Source organism: Nitrosomonas europaea (assembly GCF_900167395.1).
Lineage (GTDB): Bacteria > Pseudomonadota > Gammaproteobacteria > Burkholderiales > Nitrosomonadaceae > Nitrosomonas > Nitrosomonas europaea.
The window spans coordinates 1-3,551 of sequence record NZ_FUWK01000070.1 but is presented as its reverse complement, the minus strand read 5'-3'; the positions used below and the strand labels follow the sequence as shown (position 1 = coordinate 3,551).

The following is a 3,551-nucleotide window of genomic DNA, read 5'->3' as shown; positions in this document are numbered from 1 at the left end:
CTGAAGAAAACTACCGACAAACCCAGGATAATAAGACATTGATGGATATTTTACTTTAACCAAATAGCCTCCTCGATTGTCGGGACGGTTCACAAGATCTGCAACGACAGAGTGCACATCTGCTGGAACAACATGGCGACGCCGAAGCTGCAGCCGGATTACTTGCCAAAGTACAAGCGTGGGAAGACCTTACCCGATTGATCAATGGGCAAGCTGCAGCTTTACTTACCCAGGGTTGGCATCAGACTCTTCAAGGGTTGATTACCCTGCTCCCCCAGGAAGTAGTGAGACGCGTCCCATGGTTACTTTACTGGCGGGGAACAAGCTGGATACTGTTCAATCCGCAGGAAGCCAGATCAAGCCTCGAGCAAGCATACGCTGGATTTCAAGCGGAAAAGGATAAAGCCGGGCTGTTTCTTGTCTGTGCCGCCATGATAGATGCGTACCTCTACGCCGAAGACAATATCAAACCCATAGTTGCCTGGGGAGAACGTCTCCAGAAACTTTTAAGCCTGTATGGTGACTTTCCGTCAATCGAGGTAGAGGTAAGAGTATATGGAAGCCTTCTCGGCTTGATATTCTCGGCGCCACATCATCCCTTGTTACAGATTCTTGAAGCGCGGTTTGAAAGTACATTGCAAAGCAGCGTTGAGCCGGCTTTACGGATAGCAGCTGCTTGTGCAATCGTATTTCTTCCTCTTTGGCGCGGTGATGCTCGTAAAGCTCGTCGAATCATGGATGAGACCATTCCTCTTTTCAAGGGTATCTCGATATCTCCCTTACTTCGCATTCTTTGGTGCAATATCGAAGGAGGTTACGCCTGGGCTATCGCCGCATCCGCTCATATTGCGGAACAGAAATTTCACGAAGCGCTGCAGATAGCACAAGAATCTAACATCTCGGTATTGAATGCCATGCTGTGGACTCACGGTGCCTATAGTGCACTTTCAGCAGGCAATCTGGTTACAGCTGAATCCTGTATCGAGAAACTAAAACTGAATATCGATGCGCAACGCAAGCATGATTTGACAGAGTTTCGATACCTGAGAGCAGGTATCGAATTTCTGCGAGAGGATTTTTCGAAGGCACTTGATGATGCGTCTGCAGTACTTAAGTCGCATGAAGAAATGGAAAGACCATTCCTTCGCGAAATAAACCGCCTTGGCCTTGCCCAGATTCTTATAGAAATTGGGGATGTGGAGCCCGGTCGAAGCCACTTGAAGCAAACGGTTGAGTACGCGAAGATCATGAGAAATCCCATGCTTGAGTACCAATGCCTGCTGATAGAAGCTCACTCATGGATTAAACAGGGGAATGCGGATAAAGCGCTTGTGCCTTTGAGGGAGGGATTGCGGATAGGCCGGGAAAATGGTTTCCTGCTTATCAATTACTGGCTGCGTCCAAAAGTTATGGCGCACCTTTTTTCTCTGGCGCTTCAGTTCGGAATCGAGAGTGTATTCGTCAGAAATCTGATTCGGCATTGGGGTATGAAAGCTGAATCACAAGCGCTGGAAGTATGGCCCTGGTCGGTCAGAATATACACTTTAGGTCGTTTTGAAGTCTTCCTTGAGGATATGCCTCTGCATTTTTCCGGAAAAGCGCAGCACAAGCCGCTGGAATTACTGAAATGCTTATGTGCTTATGGAAGCCTGGCGGTCAATCAAGACAGAATTACCGATGCATTATGGCCTGATTCGGGAGGGAATGCTGCAGAACAGGCCCTTAGAACAACTTTGCATCGCCTGCGCAAGCTGTTGAGGCATGAGAAAGCGATTCGGCTCGAGGACAAGCATCTTTCCCTGGATCCAGGTTACGTTTGGGTGGATTGCATGGCATTTGATCGCGCCATTCATCACTCTGGCATGGCTGATCGAAATTCATTACAGCAGGCACTTAGCCGTTATCGTGGCCATTTTCTCGAAGGGGAGACTGCCTCTTGGGCATTAACTTTTCGCGAACGGTTACGGGCGCACTACATAAAGATGTCCGAGCGGTTGGGGGGAATGCTGGAACAAGACGGTGGGTGGCCTGAAGCCATAGACTGTTACCGCAGAGCCGTAGAGATAGAACCGTTGGCAGAGAACTTTTACCAGCATCTCATGCGCTGCCATGCACAACTTGGCCAACGCGCAGAAGTACTTTCCGAGTATCAACGTTGCCGGCACCAATTACTCTGCCGGTTAGGCATCAGTCCCAGCCAGGAAACTCAGCTTCTCTACCAGAAGCTGATCAATACCTAGGGAACCTCTGAGAAACGTCGACGAGGCAGTCAGTTCAAGGCAAAAATCGGTGACGCAAGCAAGGCGTAGCGAACAGCCGTAAGGCTGGCCCGTAGGGCGAGGCGCTGGCGCCGAGTAAAAAGCGGAGCTTATACATAATAAATGAGCATTTTAAGCTGATTTTTAACGCAGAAATGGCAACGCAGGTAGTTTTTCAGAGGTTCCTTAGGCCAGGTTATGACCCCGGTCTTCTATCACCAGGGGAAGTGGCGGGTTATAGTAAATCCGTGCCTTTTCCCAAATTGCCACCGTCCTGAACTGACCCCCAGAATTGTGGGGGTGTTTGGTTGAAGTAACAGTCATCGGAGTCCTGCCAGTTTGAGTCAGATGATAATTTTCTTCGGCCTGCGCGGAAGGAATATATCCGATGGTCCGGGCAGGTGTTGATTGTTGTACCGGGCGACCCGTTCCAGGCTGATACCAGATCAAATAGACATTGTCAGCCTGCTGTCTCATCTCTTAGAATGCAAATAGTTCTCATTTTTAGGTTGTCAGCACTCTTTTACGACACGGCCCACCATTCGAATCAGAAAATGACGAAATCCAGGTTCACATCATTATCACAAGCAGTAGAAGCTTACTATGATGAGCTCCGGCAATTCATCCACCAACGTACCGGTTCATCCCTGATGGCGGAAGATGTGATCCAGGAAACCTGGATTCGCGCCAGAACCACTTCTGCTGATTTACCAGACAACCTCCGTGCCTACCTTTACCGCATGGCGGGTAATGTTGCCGTAGACCATGTTCGCCGTCAAAAGAACTGGGGGCGGGAAGAAGGTGACAGTTACGAGGCTGAGAATAGCAATGAACATCTGGATCAGTTACCCGGCCATACACCCGATCTGATCGATGCGATCATTTCTCAACAGGAATTAGCTATTCTCGATGCTGCAATACGCGAGTTACCGGATAAGTGCCGCGAAGTATTCCTGCTCTATCGCGGTCACGGCCTGAGCATGCGGGAGGTAGCCGTCCACCTGTCCATTTCTGAAAAAACTGTCGAAAAGCACGTTGCCCGTGCCATGCTACACTGCCGGCAGCGATTGCGTGACGCTGGACGAAACGTCTGATGGCAGACCGTAGTGCCACGATGGTCAGGCCATCTATCCTGGCCATCGCCATCGTATCGTTGTTACACACAAGACTGGGGAAAAAACTCTTCTCTGCCCGTCTTACTAGGGCCTGTTAACACTAATTAAATAATCTACGATCAGAGCGAAATGGATGAAGAATCGGAAAACTGAATCCAACTTGTCAAAGCGAGAGAAG

2 protein-coding genes are annotated in these 3,551 nt (G+C 49.4%); both read left to right on the top strand.

Annotation, left to right across the window (positions count from 1 at the left end):
- The first annotated feature begins 284 nt into the window (after positions 1-284).
- The gene (locus B5D58_RS13275) at positions 285-2,240 is read left to right on the top strand and encodes an AfsR/SARP family transcriptional regulator (RefSeq protein WP_011112521.1); all 1,956 of its coding nucleotides are present in this window, start codon (positions 285-287) and stop codon (positions 2,238-2,240) included.
- A gap of 572 nt (positions 2,241-2,812) precedes the next feature.
- Entirely contained in the window at positions 2,813-3,352 is a 540-nt protein-coding gene (locus tag B5D58_RS13265) for an RNA polymerase sigma factor (RefSeq protein WP_011112519.1), read from the top strand.
- Positions 3,353-3,551: the final 199 nt, after the last annotated feature.